Source organism: Mesotoga sp. UBA5557 (genome assembly GCF_002425715.1).
GTDB lineage: Bacteria > Thermotogota > Thermotogae > Petrotogales > Kosmotogaceae > Mesotoga.
Window position 1 is genome coordinate 1 of record NZ_DIMV01000042.1, and the last position, 16,172, is coordinate 16,172.

The 16,172-nt window shown below is 45.4% G+C and carries 22 protein-coding genes and 1 pseudogene; 22 read left to right on the forward strand and 1 reads right to left on the reverse strand.

From position 1 onward, the window contains the following. From B3157_RS04680 to B3157_RS04745, 14 genes and pseudogenes are all read left to right on the forward strand, one after another. Positions 1-156 (forward strand): uL15m family ribosomal protein (locus tag B3157_RS04680; RefSeq protein ID WP_349680367.1); only part of this gene is annotated, 156 nt, incomplete at its 5' end. 2 nt (positions 157-158) lie between these two features. After that, positions 159-1,362: pseudogene (secY, locus tag B3157_RS04685) on the forward strand (preprotein translocase subunit SecY). A 2-nt stretch (positions 1,363-1,364) separates the two neighbouring features. Then, positions 1,365-2,024 (forward strand): adenylate kinase, encoded by a 660-nt coding sequence (locus B3157_RS04690; RefSeq protein ID WP_214060608.1) that lies wholly within the window; start codon positions 1,365-1,367, stop codon positions 2,022-2,024. After that, positions 2,017-2,769 (forward strand): type I methionyl aminopeptidase, encoded by a 753-nt coding sequence (gene map / locus B3157_RS04695; RefSeq protein WP_292589215.1) that lies wholly within the window; start codon positions 2,017-2,019, stop codon positions 2,767-2,769. Before B3157_RS04690 ends, map begins: the two co-directional genes overlap by 8 nt. A gap of 12 nt (positions 2,770-2,781) precedes the next feature. Beyond that, on the forward strand, positions 2,782-3,027 hold the full coding sequence (infA, locus tag B3157_RS04700) for a translation initiation factor IF-1 (RefSeq protein WP_099828926.1): 246 nt from the start codon (positions 2,782-2,784) through the stop codon (positions 3,025-3,027). Continuing rightward, positions 3,024-3,140: a 50S ribosomal protein L36 gene (gene rpmJ, locus B3157_RS04705; RefSeq protein WP_099828927.1), complete on the forward strand. Its 117-nt coding sequence runs from the start codon at positions 3,024-3,026 to the stop codon at positions 3,138-3,140. Before infA ends, rpmJ begins: the two co-directional genes overlap by 4 nt. A 12-nt stretch (positions 3,141-3,152) precedes the next feature. Beyond that, complete coding sequence (gene rpsM, locus B3157_RS04710) at positions 3,153-3,521, forward strand: 30S ribosomal protein S13 (protein ID WP_099828928.1); 369 nt, start codon at positions 3,153-3,155, stop codon at positions 3,519-3,521. 18 nt (positions 3,522-3,539) lie between these two features. Further along, the gene (gene rpsK, locus B3157_RS04715; RefSeq protein ID WP_099828929.1) at positions 3,540-3,926 is read left to right on the forward strand and encodes a 30S ribosomal protein S11; all 387 of its coding nucleotides are present in this window, start codon (positions 3,540-3,542) and stop codon (positions 3,924-3,926) included. A gap of 16 nt (positions 3,927-3,942) precedes the next feature. Beyond that, positions 3,943-4,569 carry a 30S ribosomal protein S4 gene (gene rpsD / locus B3157_RS04720; protein WP_099828930.1) on the forward strand — a complete coding sequence of 209 codons (627 nt, stop codon included), beginning with the start codon at positions 3,943-3,945 and terminating at the stop codon, positions 4,567-4,569. A 54-nt stretch (positions 4,570-4,623) separates the two neighbouring features. Then, positions 4,624-5,643 (forward strand): DNA-directed RNA polymerase subunit alpha, encoded by a 1,020-nt coding sequence (locus tag B3157_RS04725; RefSeq protein ID WP_292589221.1) that lies wholly within the window; start codon positions 4,624-4,626, stop codon positions 5,641-5,643. A 21-nt stretch (positions 5,644-5,664) separates the two neighbouring features. Beyond that, complete coding sequence (gene rplQ, locus B3157_RS04730) at positions 5,665-6,147, forward strand: 50S ribosomal protein L17 (RefSeq protein ID WP_292589222.1); 483 nt, start codon at positions 5,665-5,667, stop codon at positions 6,145-6,147. Positions 6,148-6,185: 38 nt separating this feature from the next. Further along, positions 6,186-6,842, forward strand: coding sequence for a fructose-6-phosphate aldolase (gene fsa / locus B3157_RS04735; RefSeq protein ID WP_214060604.1), 657 nt, complete (start codon positions 6,186-6,188; stop codon positions 6,840-6,842). 480 nt (positions 6,843-7,322) lie between these two features. Next, positions 7,323-8,654: a transcription termination factor Rho gene (gene rho / locus B3157_RS04740; RefSeq protein ID WP_349680368.1), complete on the forward strand. Its 1,332-nt coding sequence runs from the start codon at positions 7,323-7,325 to the stop codon at positions 8,652-8,654. A gap of 13 nt (positions 8,655-8,667) precedes the next feature. Then, positions 8,668-9,618, forward strand: coding sequence for an ROK family protein (locus B3157_RS04745; RefSeq protein ID WP_214060603.1), 951 nt, complete (start codon positions 8,668-8,670; stop codon positions 9,616-9,618). Here B3157_RS04745 and B3157_RS04750 read toward each other — a convergent pair. Continuing rightward, positions 9,603-10,280, reverse strand: coding sequence for an endonuclease V (locus tag B3157_RS04750; protein ID WP_292589226.1), 678 nt, complete (start codon positions 10,278-10,280; stop codon positions 9,603-9,605). The two genes, B3157_RS04745 and B3157_RS04750, sit on opposite strands and share 16 nt — an antisense overlap. A gap of 106 nt (positions 10,281-10,386) precedes the next feature. Here B3157_RS04750 and dnaN point away from each other — a divergent pair, with 106 nt between their 5' ends. From dnaN to B3157_RS04790, 8 genes are all read left to right on the forward strand, one after another. Then, a complete protein-coding gene (gene dnaN / locus B3157_RS04755; RefSeq protein ID WP_214060664.1) occupies positions 10,387-11,490 on the forward strand; it encodes a DNA polymerase III subunit beta in 1,104 nt (367 codons plus the stop codon). Continuing rightward, on the forward strand, positions 11,487-11,954 hold the full coding sequence (locus B3157_RS04760; protein WP_292589229.1) for a 2-C-methyl-D-erythritol 2,4-cyclodiphosphate synthase: 468 nt from the start codon (positions 11,487-11,489) through the stop codon (positions 11,952-11,954). The genes dnaN and B3157_RS04760 overlap by 4 nt, the downstream gene beginning before the upstream one ends. Positions 11,955-11,957: 3 nt before the next feature. Beyond that, complete coding sequence (locus B3157_RS04765) at positions 11,958-13,157, forward strand: type II secretion system F family protein (RefSeq protein ID WP_292589231.1); 1,200 nt, start codon at positions 11,958-11,960, stop codon at positions 13,155-13,157. Then, a complete protein-coding gene (locus B3157_RS04770; protein WP_214060203.1) occupies positions 13,154-13,534 on the forward strand; it encodes a hypothetical protein in 381 nt (126 codons plus the stop codon). The genes B3157_RS04765 and B3157_RS04770 overlap by 4 nt, the downstream gene beginning before the upstream one ends. A gap of 15 nt (positions 13,535-13,549) precedes the next feature. Further along, positions 13,550-14,587: a hypothetical protein gene (locus B3157_RS04775; protein WP_292589234.1), complete on the forward strand. Its 1,038-nt coding sequence runs from the start codon at positions 13,550-13,552 to the stop codon at positions 14,585-14,587. 100 nt (positions 14,588-14,687) lie between these two features. Continuing rightward, positions 14,688-15,110, forward strand: a complete 423-nt coding sequence (locus B3157_RS04780; protein ID WP_292589236.1) for a hypothetical protein — start codon at positions 14,688-14,690, stop codon at positions 15,108-15,110. Then, positions 15,103-15,699 (forward strand): hypothetical protein, encoded by a 597-nt coding sequence (locus B3157_RS04785; protein WP_214060206.1) that lies wholly within the window; start codon positions 15,103-15,105, stop codon positions 15,697-15,699. Before B3157_RS04780 ends, B3157_RS04785 begins: the two co-directional genes overlap by 8 nt. Positions 15,700-15,713: 14 nt before the next feature. Next, on the forward strand, positions 15,714-16,154 hold the full coding sequence (locus B3157_RS04790) for an alpha/beta hydrolase (protein ID WP_099828944.1): 441 nt from the start codon (positions 15,714-15,716) through the stop codon (positions 16,152-16,154). The last annotated feature ends 18 nt before the right edge of the window (positions 16,155-16,172 follow it).

The following is a 16,172-nucleotide window of genomic DNA, read 5'->3' on the forward strand; positions in this document are numbered from 1 at the left end:
CTTGTCAAGAACAAGATACTGAAAGATCTCAAAGACGGAGTGAAAATATTGGCGAGAGGTGAATTGACTAAGTCTTTCGTCGTCAAGGCAAATGCATTTAGCGCTACTGCCAAGGAGAAGATTGAAGCTGCTGGTGGAAAGGCAGAGGTGATCTGACAATGTGGAATGCCCTGAAGAACGCGTTCAAGATTCCTGAGCTCAGAGACAGAATCCTCTTCACATTCCTTGCACTGGCTGTCTTCAGACTNNGATGTTTTCACAGGTGGGGCAGTCGAGCAGTTTTCAATATTTCTGATGAGTGTTACTCCATACATAAACGCGCAGATTATGCTTCAACTTCTCACTGCTGTAGTTCCAAGTCTGAAGGAAATGCTCAAGGAAGGTGAAGAGGGAAAGAAGAAATACGCTCGCTACACGAGGATGTTGACGGTCGGACTTGCGAGTCTTCAAGGATTCCTTATATCATTTGGCCTCTCTTCTAACACTGCAATAATGGCAATTCCGAATAGAATTCTGTTTGTTCTTCTGTCCACCTCCACTCTTATAGGTGGTACAATGTTCCTTTTGTGGCTCGGTGAGAGAATTACCGAGAAGGGAATCGGGAACGGAATATCGGTTCTTATCTTCGGAGGAATAGTTGCCAGATACCCTGCTTCTATAATGCAGGTAGTAGTCGCGTTGTCGCCAGTTCAGTGGGCGATTTTACTAGCGATAGCTCTCTTCACAGTTGTTTCCATTATTTACGTACAGATGGGGGAGAGAAGGATTGAAGTGCAGTATGCCAGAAGAGTTACGGGCAGAAGGGTCTATGGGGGAGTTTCTACCCACATTCCCATTAAGGTTAATCAAGGTGGAGTCATTCCGATAATATTCAGTTCTGCAATAATGATGCTACCTCAGTTTATTGCTACTGCTTTTCCTGAGGGAAGTGGCGGTAGGAATGTAATTCAGACACTTTTTGCGCAGACTTCTCCCGTATACATTCTCCTATATGGTGGAATGGTTTTCTTCTTCACGTTCTTCTACAGTTCATTGGTTTTCGATGTGAGGGAGGTTTCAGATAATATACGTAACTACGGAGGATACATCCCAGGAATCAGGCCCGGATTTTCTACTCAACAATACATTCAGAGAGTTCTGAACAGAGTTGTCTTCATGGGAGCCATCTTTTTGGTTGTAATTGCGTTGCTTCCGTTAGTTATAGGCGGGGTTTTCAGCATTGGCGGCCTCGCTATTGGAGGAACTTCAATGTTGATTGCTGTAGGTGTTGCGATTGATATCCTTCAGCAGATGGAAACGCATCTCATGGTCAGACACTATGAGGGATTTGTGAAGAAAGGCAAGTTGCGTGGAAGGAGATAAGTATGAATGTGATTCTCATGGGTCCTCCTGGCGCAGGAAAGGGGACGCAGGCAAAGAGATTAGCCCAAAAATTCGATATTCCGCACATATCCACTGGCGATATGTTGAGGGAAGCCGTGGCTGCTGGCACTGACCTTGGGCTGAAGGTCAAAGAGATAATGGACAAAGGGCTTCTCGTCCCCGATAACCTGATGATCGACCTGGTTAGGGAGAGGTTGTCAAGAGAGGACGCAAAGTACGGATTCATACTTGATGGCTTTCCAAGAACTGTCGAACAGGCAATAGCTCTTGACGAAATGCTTACGGTGCTCGAGAAGAAGATCGATGTTTCACTCTTAGTAAATGCGACTGAAGAGGAAGTTGTGAACCGGATTTCAAGCAGGAGAGTTTGTCCCGAATGTGGTAAGGTTTACAATCTCCTGACGCTGAAGCCAAGAAATGAAGGTCGATGTGACATTGACGGCAGTAACCTGGTTCAGCGTGATGACGACAAACCTGAAACTGTGCGGGCAAGGTATAGAGTTTATTTGGAAAAGACTGAGCCGGTTGTCAACTACTATTCAGAAGAAAAGGGAAACCTAATAGAGGTTGATGGTTCAGGAGAAATCAATAGTGTCACAGCCCAAATCGTTGATCATCTGGAGAAGGCAAAACATGGTTAGGTTGAAATCTCCAGAAGAAATATGTAAAATCGAATTTGCTGCGAAGATCGTTGCGGAGGTGTTGGCAGTCGTAGAAGCTTACGCAGTTGAAGGAGCTTCTGCGAACGATATGGAAAGAGCAGCAGAAGATGTGATCAATAGAAGAGGTGGCATCCCCGCATTCAAGGGCTATAATGGATACCCTTATACTCTCTGTGTATCAGTGAATGAAGAAGTTATTCACGGGTTTCCCTTGAAAGCGAAAGTCTTCTCTGAGGGCGATATCGTCTCTGTCGATTGTGGAGTGATCAAAGATGGCTTCATCGGAGACGCTGCAAGGTCTTTTGTTGTAGGAAGTTATTTATGCGAGAAAGACAGGTTACTCATGGAGCGGACGGAAGAGGCGCTCTGCAATGGTATTGAAGTGGCCGTTGCCGGCAATAGGCTCGGTGACATAGGCTTCGCTATTCAGAGCTGCGTGGAAAGCGCGGGTTTTTCTGTGATAAGAGACTATGTTGGCCACGGAGTGGGCGTAAGTCTTCATGAGGATCCTCAGGTGCCCAATTATGGAAGACAGGGAAGCGGAATGCTATTGAGAACAGGTATGACCCTTGCGATCGAACCCATGGTTGCGAGCGGACACTACAGTTTAGAGACCCTGGAAGACGGATGGACCGTAGTTACTGAGGACAGGTCGCGTGCAGCTCATTTTGAGCATGACATAGCGATTATGAAAGACGGTCCAAAAATCCTTTCCAGACTGTGAGGAGGATCACTGGTGTCGGACAAGAGCGATATTATAAAGATGGATGGAATAGTTGTGGAATCGATGCCCAACGCGACCTTCAAGGTCGAACTGGAAAACGGCCACTCTGTTCTTGCTCACATCTCTGGGAAAATGCGCAAGAACTTCATCAGGTTGATCCCCGGCGATAAGGTCGTAGTAGAGGTTTCAATATATGACCTGACCAAAGGAAGAATTGTTTATCGAAAAAGGATAGACAAAGGAGGAGAAACGAATTGAAAGTCCGCGCTTCGGTAAAGAAGAGATGTGAACACTGCAAGGTTATTAGACGTAATGGAAGAATAAGAGTTGTATGCGAGAAAAATCCAAAGCACAACCAGCGTCAGGGTTGAGGAGGGATATAGATGGCACGTATCCTTGGTGTTGAGCTTCCGAATAATAAGAAGACGTTCGTTGCCCTGACCTATATCTATGGTATAGGGTACACAAGAGCAAACGAGATTCTTACCGGAACTGAGATCAACGGTGACAAAAGAGCAAAGGACCTGACAGACGAGGAAGTAAGTAGAATTGCGAAATTCATCAACGAGCACTACAAAGTTGAGGGTGAGCTAAGGACCGAAGTTGACAGGTCAATCAAGCGACTAATCGAGATTGGAAGTTATAGAGGTTACAGGCACAGAAACGGACTTCCTGTTCGCGGTCAAAAGACACATTCCAACGGAAGAACAAGGAAGGGTTCTAGAGCCAGTAAGATTCGGAAGAAGAGCTAAGACGGGAGGTAAAAGCGAATGGCAAAGAGACCAGCAGCCAAGAAGAGAAAAAAGCTAACTACTGATAGAGGGGTAATACATATAAAGTCCTCTTTCAACAACACAATAATCACCCTGACGGATCCCGAGGGTAATACCCTTATGTGGACTTCAGGCGGAACTGCCGGATACTCCGGTTCGAAAAAATCCACACCATATGCTGCCCAACTTGGCGCAGACAGGATAGCCAAAGAAGCTATTAAGTTGGGAATCACAAGAGTAGGAATAGAAGTTAAAGGCCCAGGTTCGGGACGAGAAGCTGCAATCAGAACTATTCAAGCGGCAGGTCTCACTGTTGAGACGCTTAAGGATATCACGCCACTGCCTCATAACGGTTGCAGACCAAGAAGAAGAAGAAGAGTCTGATTTAGGAGGGAGTTGAATGGCCAGATATACAGGACCAGTGTGTAAGCTTTGTCGTCGCGAAGGGTTCAAGCTTTATCTAAAAGGTGAAAGGTGTTTTTCACCAAGATGTGCTCAAGTCAAGAGACCTGTAGCACCTGGACAGCACGGAGCCTCGACAAGAAAGCTTACTCAATACGGAATGCAATTAAGATCGAAACAGGTAGTCAAGAGGATTTATGGAGTCCTTGAGAGACAGTTCAGAAGATATTTCGAAGCGGCTCTGAGAAAGAGTGAAGAGACAGGAAGCGCTCTGGTTAAGATCCTTGAATCAAGACTTGATAACATGGTCTTCAGGATGGGATTTGCATCCAGCAGGAGACAGGCAAGACAGCTGGTTAACCATGGACATGTCCTAGTCAATGGTAGAAGGGTCAATAAACCCTCCTTTAACCTTAGAGTCGGTGATATCGTGGAGATCAGAGAGAAGAGCAGAGCGGTCGTACCGATCAAAGAAGCGGTAGAAGCATCGAAAGAAAGGACAGCCTATCCGTGGGTTGAGGTAGATTACGAGACATTCAGAGGGACCTACCTGAGATACCCTGTAACCGAAGAAGTAGAGATTCCAGTTGATCTGCAGTCGATTATCGAGCTCTACTCCAAGTAAATCCGATTCTTACCTTCTTGGAAGGAGGTGTGTGCCCGAATTCTGGGCGAAATAATGTTGACATCAATAATGCCCAAGAACTTGCGAATTGAAGAAGAACGAGAGGATCAGAACAGCTATTTCACAAGGTTCATCCTTTCTCCAATGGAAAGAGGATACGCCACTACTATTGGGAACTCGCTAAGGAGGGTTCTACTCTCATCGATACCTAGTATGGCGATCACAAAGCTTAAGATACCTGGGAAGTATCACGAATACGATGTTATCGACGGAGTTAAAGAGGACATCCTTGAAATCATCCTCAATTTCAAGAAAGTCCAGCTGAAACCTGCTCTAGAGTTCTCTGACGCAGTGAAACTAACTCTTGAAAAGGTAGGACCTGGGGTTATCACTGCAGGGGATATAAAGACTCCCACCGGTGTTGAAGTGGTAAACCCATCGCAATATGTGGCTACTCTCAACACGGATTCGGTTGTCTATATCGAGCTTTTCGCAGAGATAGGGAGAGGATTTGTCCCTGTTTCAGAGATGGAGATCGAGCACGACGTAGAAATGATATACATTGATGGAATCTTTAGTCCGGTATTGAAAGTCAACTTCCAGACAGAGAACGTTCGTGTAGGAAAGAGGACCGACTATGATAAACTCGTTCTCGACGTCTGGACGAAGAAATCAATAACTCCTTCTGATGCTTTGATGAGAGCAACTGATATCCTTATGAGGCATTTTGAGGTTGTTTCAAGCGGACTTGGTCAACCGACCCAAGGACTAACCGGATCAACCATCGAGCCAGAGGAAGAAGAGACAATCACCGAAGAGAGTGAGATGAGTGCAGAAGTTTCTCAGGCGGATGAACAAGACTCAAACTCCGTCGCTGCGAAGAAGATCGAAGAACTTGATCTTTCAGTGAGATCTCTTAACTGCCTTAAACGAGATAAGATAAACAGAATTGGCGATCTTCTTGACAAGAGTGAGGCCGATCTTCTGAAGATCAGAAATTTCGGTGAGAAGTCAATGCTTGAAGTCGTGAAGAAACTGAGAGACAAGTTCAACATCGTGCTCAAGAAAGAATGATTGTGAGGAGGCCTATAAGAGATGCGTCATAGAGTTAGTGGAAGCAAATTGAATATGCCCCATAGCCAGAGAGTTGCTCTGATGCGAAACCTGGCTAGGGAGCTGTTTGAACACGGGACAATAGTAACGACGGTAACTAGGGCTAAAGAGGTAAGGCCGCTCGTAGAAAGCATAATTACAAAAGCGAAGAAGGCTACAATACTGTCGGCGGAAATCGCTGCTAAGGATTCCGAGAGTAGCGAATCGCAGGAGCTCAAGTCAAGAAATCTTGCTTTGCGCCGCGAAATCAACAGAAATTTCAATGACAGGAAGCTAGTTAAGAAGATATGTGATGATATAGCTGTCAAGTATCTCGAAAGGAACGGCGGATACACAAGGATTGTGAAACTTGGCATGCGAAGAGGAGACGCTAGTGAGATGGCCGTCCTCCAACTCATTGACAACGAAGAAAGACAGGAAAAGAAGCCCGAGAAGAAGACTGAAAAGAAACAGGACAAAAAATGATGGCTACCGAAAGGTAGCCATTCTTCGGAGGTACGAAAGTGAAGATATTCCTTGATACAGCTAACATTGACGAGATTCGAGAGGGTATGAAGCTTGGACTGGTTGATGGAGTCACGACTAATCCAACGCTTGTCTCCAGAGAAAGCGTGAAGTTCGAACAACGTGTTGTGGAAATCTGCGAAACCGTTAGGGGTCCTGTGTCAGCCGAGGTTACGGCAACGGATTTTGAGAATATGGTATCACAAGCGCGAGAATTGGCTTCTCTTAGCGAGTATGTTGTTGTTAAAATCCCAATGACAAAAGACGGGATGCGGGCTGTGAAAACCCTCAGTGGTGAAGGGATAAGGACAAATGTAACACTTATATTTAATTCGCTTCAGGCTACTCTGGCTGCGAAGGCAGGTGCTACATACGTAAGCCCATTTGTTGGAAGGCTAGACGATATTGCTAGTAAAGGGATGGGAATAGTTGAGGAGATTGTTGACATTTTTGCGAACTATGGCTATTGTACTGAGATCATCGTTGCAAGCGTGAGGCATCCTATGCATGTACTAGAGGCCGCTTTGATGGGTGCGGATATTGTGACAATACCCTTTGATGTGCTTCTCAGACTATTCAATCATCCGCTTACAGATATTGGGATAGAGAGGTTCACCAAAGACTGGAAGCGCTATGAGAAACAACAAGGTCAATAAGCTTTGAATTTTGCTTCGTAAGTGGTATATTATTCCTGAAAGAATCGGTACCTCGCCGGAGACAGGTCTCCCATGCTTTCTTACAAATACGATTAGCTTCATAATCTTATTAATTTCAAGAACACGGAAGGAGGGTAGGTACATTCTTCCAGTGGTGGATAGAATGTACCGTTGAATTTGAGCCCAAGAAAAAAGAAGACAGAAGAAACTCCAAACGAACAAGTAGAAAAGGTTCCAATCGAGAAAGCCGCCAACAAGAGAACTACCAAGAGAAAGGCCGAATCAAAAAAGACCGAATCAAAAAAGACGGAATCGAAGAAGACTCAAACGAAAAGAGATGTGGAGAATCAGAAGGCAAATATAACTCCTTCTAATGAATCTGGAAAGGAAAAAGAAGAAGTTATGACCATTTCCAAGAAGAACTACGAAGAACCTAATGCAGATGGCCCGGTAGCTCAGGAAACCTTTAGAGAAGGCGTTATGGATGATGCCAAGGAGATTCCCAAGAAGGATAAGGACAAAGACAAGGACAATATCAGGGAAGTCGAAATTGACATCTCCCAGCTTCAGGCTATGCCTATCAGGGAGGTGTATAAACTTGCCAGAAAGTATGACGTACAGGGCTATACGCAGATGGCAAAGAAGGATTTGATCTTCGCTGTTCTAAAGGCTCAAACAGAATCCTACGGCTACTTCTTTGATCAAGGAGTTCTGGAGATTACAGATGGGGGATATGGTTTTCTAAGAACGCTCGATAACAATCTTCTCCCAAGCTCAAATGATATTTACGTTAGCCAGTCACAGATCAGAAGATTTAATCTCACTAGCGGCGATACAGTCGCGGGGCAGGTGAGACCACCGAAAGAAGGAGAGAAGTATTTCGCGCTCCTGAGAATTGAAGCCATTAACCACAAAGCAATCAACTTCGCTGCTGAACGAATAACCTTTCAGAATCTCACTCCTATCCATCCCGAAGACATGCTTATTACGGAAACAGAATCGCACATTATGAGTACGAGAATGGTCGACCTCTTTTCTCCGATAGGAAAGGGACAGAGAGGGCTAATTGTCTCGCCTCCTAAGGCGGGTAAGACGATACTTCTGAAGGAACTAGCAAATGGCATTGCTGAAAATCATCCCGATACGGTTAGGATTATCTTACTTATTGATGAGAGACCTGAAGAAGTCACCGATCTCAGAAGAAGCACAAATGCACACGTGATTGCGGCTCCGTTTGACATGCATCCAGAGAAGCAGATACGAGTCGCTGAGATGACAATCGAGATGGCCAAGAGATTAGTGGAATTCAATTACGACGTTGTTATCCTCCTTGACAGTATAACCAGGCTTGCAAGGGCTTACAATTTGTATGTTCCGCCTAGCGGAAAACTTCTTTCCGGTGGCGTGGATCCTTCTGCCTTGTACAAACCCAAGTACTTCTTCGGAGCAGCCCGTAACATTGAAGAGGGTGGAAGCCTTACGATAATCGCTACTGCTCTTGTCGAAACCGGGAGCAAGATGGATGAGGTCATATTTGAGGAATTCAAAGGTACTGGAAACATGGAATTGATCCTGTCGAGACAGCTTGCCAATAAGAGAATGTTTCCTTCGATCAACCTAACCCTCTCAGGAACAAGGAGAGAAGAGCTTCTTCTTCCTTCCGATATTCTTAGGAAGGTTTGGGTTCTTAGGAGAATGCTTTCATCAATGTCAGAGGAAGAGGGCCTGAGACTAATCATGGAAAAACTACGTGGAACCGCCACGAATGAGGAGTTCTTGGACTTGATAGAGATGGAGAAAAAGTCGTACTAGACTGGAGATGCAAATGGCTAAGTACGTTATAGGTATTGATCTTGGCGGTACAGAAACAAAGATTGCAATAGTTGAAGAAGACGGCCGGATTATTGAGAAAAAGATGATTCCCACTAGAGTCTTCGATGGTAGGATAACCGTTGTTACAAGAATTGGGGAAGCGATAAAGGAGCTTCTTCTCGAATCAGCTGTTAGTTCCTCCGAAATACTTGGTATTGGGGTCGGTTCGCCCGGCTCGATAGATCATGACACAGGTACTGTGCTATTCTCGCCGAATCTCCCCGATTGGTCAGGATTCGGACTTGCATCGATGCTGGAAAAGATAACCGGAGTCCAGACGTTCGTGGAGAATGATGCAAACTCATTTATTCTTGGAGAATGGGCCTTTGGGGAGTTCAAAGGAAGTCAGCACATGATAGGACTTACCCTCGGCACGGGGGTCGGAGGAGGCGTGATTACCCATGGAATACTGATGACGGGTAGCAGCGGTTATGGTGGAGAGCTCGGACATACAATTGTGGAACCCGAGGGTCCTCTATGTGGATGTGGTTCGCATGGATGTTTGGAGTCTCTTGCATCTGCCACAGCCATTGTCAAAATGGCCAGAGAGTATTCAAAGCGGTTTCCCAAATCCTCAATGTTTTCCGCACCCGAAATAACTGCCAAGGTCGTTTTCGATTCAGCGCGAGGGGGAGACCTAGCAGCCACAATGATAGTGGAGAGAGTGACAAAGGCTATGGCAATCGCAATTGGCAATTTCATCCATGTCTTCAATCCTGAGCATATCATCATCGGAGGCGGGATAAGTAAAGCGGGAGATCTGCTTATTGACGGTATTCTGAGAAAGATGCCTGCTTTTGTCATGCCTTCATTCATTGGAACTTATAGTATTACACTCAGCAGGCTGGTAGAAAACGCGGGTATAACCGGCGCGGCATCGATAGTTTTCTACAGGCTAAGTTGATCCTTAAGCTTCTGCGTCATTATGTGAGCCTGTCTGGTTGGTTCGGGAATTCTGTACTTGTCGGTAGTCTTCAAAACCATTTCAACAGAGAGTTCCGGAGTTATCCGATTGCCTGGAGAGACATATACCGGTTTCACTCCTTGTCTAGTACATAACGCGTACCCTAGCAGCCTACCGTCTGGGGCGGTTATTGGGCTTTTCTTTCCCTTGTCCACAGGGGTGCTATGCAGCCGCCCGAATAGAAGTTTCTTGGCTACTCCTATGGTTGGTGTTTCTAGAAAGAGACCAATATGGGAGGCTATACCAATCCCCCTTGGGTGGGCGATTCCGTGGCCGTCGAAGAAAAGCAAATCGACTTCAGAAGATTTCGATAGAGCGTTGAGAATTGTGGGGCCTTCTCTGAAGGAAAGAAGTCCGGGAATGTAAGGTGTATCAACCTTTCCGATTGCATGGAAGCAATCGACAACTTGTAAAGTGCTGAATTCCAGTACTACTACAACTGCTAGGGCAGTAGCTCTTGATGGAAAAGAGACATCTACTCCGGCTATCAAGCGTGGGTTCGCGATACGAGTGTGCAAGACGAGCTGACTGGCGAGCTTGTTTTGCAAAGCTATCGCTTGATTTGGTTCCATGCTCCACGAATGAATATATCTTATGTTCATCGCTCTCGCTCTCCAGTGGATAACAATCTGCCATTGCTGCTTATCATAATGATTATGCCACATAGATGTTATAATCTATGAAAAGCTCATCAAGTGGAGGTGTATGATGAAATTCGTCGTAGCTCGTTCCGAAATCCTCACTAGATTGGAGTCGGTTTCCGGTGCAGTAGCGTCAAAGAGCGTAAAACCGATTCTTTCAGGCATATATTTCTCGATGAAGGATGAGTCGACCATCAAGCTTGTGGCAACTGATCTCGAGACAGCTATTACCACCGAGCTGAAGCCCAAGCACATTGATGGAAGTTGTGATTTCGTTATCGATGCCCGTCTGGTTCTAGAGATAGTAAGGAATCTCCCGGAAGGAGAAGTAATATTTGAGACCGAAGAAACTAATGTGGTTATTCGTTTGGGAAGTGCCCAATTCACTCTTCCTACTATGGATCCAGGGGATTTTCCTGATATAGAGGCTGCAGCCGGGGGGCTTGACTTCACTGTATCGGTTTCATCGGTTGAGTTGATGATAGACAGGGTGATATTTTGCGCTGCCAGAGATGAGTTCATGAGAAATCTGAACAGTGTATACTGGGAATTCGACGATGGTTATGTTCGCCTAGTTGCCGCAGATGGATTCAGGATGGCCCTCTCTGAAGAGAGGATAGACCTAAGTATCGAAGACCATTTTTTGCTGACGTTGAAGAGCATGAGAGATCTTCAGAATAGTCTGAAGGCTGCGATGTCCGACGTCATGAGAGTAGTTTACGACGGTTCTCGTGTCCAGTTTTTCTTTGACGGTACCGAAATAGTTACTAAAGTCGTCGATGCGGAGTTTCCAGACTACAAGAAAGTTCTCCCAAAGTCATTTAAAGCTAGGGTTGTTCTTCCCGCAGTTACTTTTTCCGATGCGGTTAGAAGAGCTTCAATCGCTGCAAGACTGGGATCTGATTCTGTTAAGTTTGAGATAAACGATGAGGAGTTCAAGATAATTGCTCGTAGTCCAGATCACGGAGAATCGATCGAGGTTATTAAGACGAGCAAAGAGGGTGACAACATAATTATCGCTTTCAACCCTAGATTTCTGTCAGAGGCAGTGAAGAAGGTTGATTCCGAAATGGTAGAACTGAATTTCGTAGATTCGAATAGTCCCCTTCAGATGAATCCTGTGGATATTCAGGGGTATACCTATATTATTATGCCTATTAGGCTGATATGAACACAAGGGTTGGAATAGGTTATGACGTTCATCCTATTGTCGCAGGAAGCAAAGGTTTGTTTCTGGGTGGCTTGAAAGTATCTGATTCACTGTACCTTTCCGGTCACTCAGACGGTGACGTTTTGAGTCATGCGATAGTAGATGCGATTCTTGGGGCTTGCTCTCTTGGAAACATCGGCCTCAGGTATCCGGAAAACAGCTCTAACAAAGATCGCAGGAGTATTGAGTTTCTCAAGGAAACGGCAGACTTGATCAAAGGCAACTGGGAAGTGAACAACGTTGATTCTGTGGTCGTTATCGAAGAAATAAGGCTGGCTGGTTTTGTCCAGTCAATGATAGACAACGTTGCCAGTGCTCTTGGGATAGAGAGCGAGCTAGTGAACATCAAACCGAAATCGGGGAACGGCAGCAGTCCCGGTTTTGCTAAGGCCTACGCAGTCTGTCTCTTAAGGAGGGTGGAGTGAAAGATGCCCGATTTCCGCTATGAAGTCATCAACACCAAGGGAAAATCAGAAAAAGGCAAGCTTGCTGCGAACTCCAAACTAGAGGCGCTTCAGATACTTTCAAGCAGAGGGTATGTCGTCAGTTCAATCAAGCAGTCCGCTTCACATGTTTCCACGAAAGCTTCAATGTTCCCTGCCTCGCAAAAGGAAGTCAGCATCTTCTCAAGGCAATTGGCAACCATGGTTTCCTCAGGTGTGAGAATAAGAGACGCTCTTCAGGTTCTTTCAACTCAGGTTTTCTTTTCAAGAAGATTCAGAAAGATCGTGACTCGGGTGGTCCTGGATATAGAAGGTGGAATGAGCTTCAGCGAGTCACTTGAAAAGACGGGTGTATTCGAGCCCCTCTTCACCAATCTGGTTAAGGCCGGAGAAGCGGGTGGAGTGCTAGACGAGTCACTAGAACGGGTTGCCGACTTCTACGAAGGGATGGTCGAGCTGCAGAATCAAGTGAAGTCAGCTATGTCATACCCTCTCTTCATGATGGTCTTTGCAGTTGGAATAGTTGGGATGATCTCCTTCTTCATTTTGCCGAACCTGATCGGCGCTTTTGGTGGAAACTTTCAACCAGAAGGAGCGATGGCAATTCTCCTGAGTATGAACAGCATTCTTGAGAATCACTGGCCTCTGTTGCTTGTTATGCTTGTCGGATTGTTGATTGGAGGCTACTTTTTCTTCAAGAGCAGATATGGAAACGTTGTCAAGGAAAACATTGGTAAGTTGATCCCTCCGATAAGGAATTTGAGAAACATGACGGCAATGGAGAGGTTCACTCGGACGACTGCGGTCCTAGTTGCCAGTGGAGTCGATCTGCCGACCGTTTTGGAACTGGCCGGAGAAGTCTCTCAGAGTCCAAGAGTTATGAAAGCAGTGGGCAATGCAATAATAGGAATAAAGGGTGGGGAAAGTATCAATGCTGCTTTGGAGCGCCAGAAGGTCTTTCCGCCCATTGTTGTTAGTATGGTTGCTGTTGGTGAAGAGACCGGCAAGCTGGATGAAGTGATGTTAAAAGTTGCGGATTTCTATCATATGCAAGTTCAGAACGCACTCAAGAAACTTGTTTCGCTTGTGGAACCAATAATGATATTATTTATTGGTGGGTTCATTGGTTTCCTGGCAATAACGATATACGGTGCAGTCTTTGCTATGGAGCAAAGTATTGGATGAGTTTGACCGAGTTGTTGTGCTGTCTGGTCCTGGTCTCTCTGTGTATCAGCGGCGTCGTACTGTTTTCGTCTGAAATCATAGTTAAGCTAAAGATTAGCCTCAGCAAAACAGCTTTCGATTCTTTCATTGAAAGCCAACGACTTGAGGCAATTGTTCGTTCAAGACCAGTCGAGCTCTTCTATGATTTCAGAACTAGAAGGGTGTCTTCGACAACGGGTGATATTTTTGAGGATTGCTTGTGGGAGAATCCCGAAGGTTTCAGAATAAGATTCAACGGCGATGGGTCTATAGTAATTCTTAACGGTTCGACAACGCTGAATTTTGCTGATGGCAGTGTATTGACTATCCAGCCGGTTACGGGGAAGGTCACTTATTGAGACTTGGGGGTAAATATGTTTCAAAGTATGATTACTGCCGTTAATTCCGATGAGGGTTACACTGAGATCGTAAGAGCAGTGGTCGAAGGTAGGAACGTAATACCGGTCTTTTCTGTCCTTAGGATCGGTGAGAACTCGCTTGGCGAAGCGGCCAGGGTGTTTGGCGAGAATAATACTCTTCCCGTAGATGAGATATTTGTGACGACCTTCCACCCAAAGGATGTTGTGTTTCAGCATCTAGAGGTTCCGAGGGTCAAGTCGATGAAGAACCTGCTTAGCGTTGCCAGTTTCAAGGCCGCCTCTCAGTTTTCTTTGCCGCCAGACGAAGTAAACGTTGCCTGTCTCAACTCAATTGCTTCTTTGAAGACGGGGTTGGTTCCTGCCTTTATTATCACCAAGAGGAAGGCTGTTCTTGAATTCGTTGGAAGACTCACGGGCGAGAACTTCCCCGAGCCGAATATAGTAGATGTTAAGCCTTTCTCCATCTTCAAGACCGCTCATACCAGTGTCTTCGAGGGAAACAACATCGTCTTTGTGGTGGATAAGAATTATTCGATTCTCCTTACACTGAGAGGAGAAGAGATTGTTGGGCTGAACTACATAAGCGATGGTTTTGACGAGCTGGCAAGTGGTTTCAGTGAGGACAACTCTCTTTCTCCTAAAACAGATATCCAGAGGGAGTTCCTTGTCGGCTCCAAGGCATATTACGATTCATTGATAGAAGAGGCTTCCGAGAGACTTGAAGGGCTAATCTCCTATCAGCTTAGGATGTATCTTACGAACACTCTGTCGAACTCTCCGAATACTTCTGCGGCCGACGAGTCTCTCTTCACAAGGTTCTTTGTAGTGGGGCCCTCGAGTCTTTCTACAGCCGTTTACTCAAGAGCATTTCAGAGAATTCTTGGAGACGAGACAGATGTGGTCAGCATGCCTCTTAGGATTAAGGAAACGACTGGGATAACATATACTTCGGTGGGACTACTCATGAGAGGTGGTGAGATACTTGGTCGACGTAAACTTACATTCAAGGAAGAAACGGGTATCAAGGCTTAAGTATTCTCTAATAGTCCTGCTGATAATTGTCGTTCTGATTATCGGGTCTCGTTTTTTTGTGACCCAAGCCTTTGATGTAAGATTTAGACAGGTTTCTAGAATGAAAGGCTATCTGTTTGATAATACTGGAACATACCTTACAGGGAATCTGATAGCAGACATTGACATGATGTTCGACAAGAAGCAGGAGTACATTGCAATCCGGAATAGACTTAGTAGACAGGTTAGCGATCTTCGCGCTCATGTAAGCTCGAAGTCGCTAGAGATGGATGTCTTCAGAACAATGGAAGCTTATCTCGAAGACGAGAACGCTCTGAAGACGATTGCTTCGAGAATTTCGTTTGAAAGTGGTGTTGGTAACTCCTTCTACTATCTAATATTTGAAGGTGATAATACCTATTTCCCGTCACCGCTTACCACACCAACCCTTCTTGCCAGGCCAAGCGTGAGGGGTAATTTGGACTTCGCGGAGCTTTACTCTCTTCAACTTGTCGACCTCAAGGTGGGTGGCCTCGATGAATGAGAGAGACGAGTTTAACATCGAAGAAATTAATGCCTTTGTCGACTCGGGATCTTTTGAGAGCAACGATGGCTTTTTCATTCACAGAGACTATGCTAATAAGCTGAAGAGAAGACTCAGTATTCTTGACAGAAAGGGAATAAACTCAAAGATTGCCTTTTGGTCGTTGATCGCTTTGACGATCGTAGGTTTTTTGTTCCTGGTGGTACTTTACTCCTACAACACTTTCGAGAACACATCTCTGCTGGTCGAAGAGGTGAACGGTCTTGAAAGTGCATACCTTGAGGTTCAATTGCTTTCAAGAGTCCGAAACGAAGCGATAGGCGCAATGAGTACAAGGAGTTATCTTAAGGAGATAGAGGAGAGGATTCCGATAAGGTCTTCTCAAGGAGAGTACAAAGGAATCACTGTCTCAGGTAGTTCGAGAGATATTCTTGATCTTGTTGAGATGATTGTCAGTGAACCGAGAATTCTTGTCAGAAAGCTTGATCTGAGATCAAACCTTGGATTTCCGATTCTGCCGGAGTCTAATATTCCTTCCAATCTTTTGCTTGAGTTGAGGACGGACATTGCTGTAACAGGGACCTTCTAGACGGAGCTGATTTTATGGAGAAGATCGTTTTGATAATAGTGGTCTCAATTACTCTGTTAGTCACGGGTGGTGTACTCTTGGTATTGCTCTTCGAACCGGTAGAGATTGCTGATGTTGCGGCAAGCAGAATAAGAATTGATCCCGTTGATACTTCTAGGGTGGTGAGCGTCTTCAGTATGGAGAATCATTTCCTCCCACTCTATGCGAGTCCTTCGGAGGTCATAAGTTCAATGCTAGAAGTCGGCGAAGAGGCAGAGAATGTCAGGTATGTTGCCTATTACAGGTTGAACAAGGTTGATTACGCAGTTCTACAGACGGGTGAGACGGAGATAACAGTAAGAGTGGGCGAGCAAGTTGCTCCCTCCTATATAGTATATGGAATTACGGAATTTGCTGTTCTGCTAAATGATACTAGTACGAACAGCTTCTTTGTTGTGAAGTATTTCAGGTCATAAACTCGAGGGTGAATATGG